The organism is Anianabacter salinae (assembly GCF_019061145.1).
GTDB classification, from domain to species: Bacteria; Pseudomonadota; Alphaproteobacteria; order Rhodobacterales; family Rhodobacteraceae; genus Anianibacter; species Anianibacter salinarum.
In genome coordinates this window covers 1-1,107 of the sequence record NZ_JAHQZS010000015.1, presented here as the reverse complement: position 1 = coordinate 1,107, position 1,107 = coordinate 1, and the positions used below count along the sequence as shown (strand labels likewise).

Here is a 1,107-nt window from a genome sequence, read left to right as displayed (position 1 = left end):
ACGCCAGAGTTTCGGCGCGAAGCGGTCAGGCTGGCACTGACCAGCGGTCGGACACGGCGCGAGATCGCGGAAGATTTGGGGATTGGGCTTTCGACACTTACGCGCTGGCTCAGTCGCGAGCGGGATACCGGTGAGCCGGTTGAGGCATCGGTCGATCTGCATGCTGAACTGAAGCGGTTGCGACGTGAGAACGCAGTTCTGAAGCAGGAGCGCGACATCCTAAAAAAAGCCGCGGCCTTCTTCGCGAAAGACGCAAGTCGATGAGCTTTGCCTTCATCGAGGCGGAGAAGGCCAGCTTTCCCATCAGCCGCATGTGCCGGGTCCTGGATATCAGCCAGAGCGGGTTCTTCGCCTGGCGTGACCGCCCGGCCTGTCAGCGCCAGAAGCAGGACATGGTCCATCTTGCCCACATTCGCACGGTGTTCGCCCTGTCGAACGGCACCTATGGCAGTCCACGCATGCATCGCGACCTGATCGACGAAGGCCATCAGATCGGGCGTCATCGCACGGCGCGGCTGATGCGGGAGAATGGCCTCGTGGCCCGTCAAAAGCGGCGGTTCAAGCGGACCACGGACAGCGAACACGCCTGGCCGGTCGCCCCGAACCTGCTCGCCCAGGACTTCGAAGCCGAACAGCCGGATCGGAAATGGGGCGCCGACATCTCCTACATCTGGACGGCGCAGGGCTGGCTCTATCTCGCGGTCGTGCTCGACCTCCACTCGCGGCGGGTCGTCGGCTGGGCGACGAGTGACCGACTCAAGCGCGGCCTCGCAGTCGAGGCTCTGCGTCGCGCCATTGTGAACCGCGAACCTGCGCCGGGGCTGATCCATCATTCCGATCGTGGATCGCAATACTGCTCTGTCGACTATCAGGCTGCGCTCCGAAAACGCGGCATCCTGATCTCCATGAGCGGCAAGGGGAACTGCTACGACAACTCGATGGTCGAGACCTTCTTCAAGACCATCAAGTCGGAGCTGATCTGGCCGATCGCATGGCAAACCCGCCAGCAAGCCGAAAACGCCATCGCCAGATACATCGACGGGTTCTATAATCCCGTCAGGCGGCATTCATCGCTCGGCTTCCAGAGCCCCATCGCCTTCGAGCGAA

Annotated in this window: 1 protein-coding gene; it reads left to right on the top strand. The window is 62.3% G+C overall.

All coding sequences use genetic code 11. The features are described 5' to 3' along the window. A protein-coding gene (locus KTJ87_RS18130) for an IS3 family transposase (RefSeq protein WP_267140559.1) occupies positions 1–1,107 on the top strand; the annotation gives its coding sequence in 2 pieces (ribosomal slippage) (positions 1–253 and positions 253–1,107; 1,108 coding nt annotated over the 2 pieces). This gene is flagged as partial in the annotation.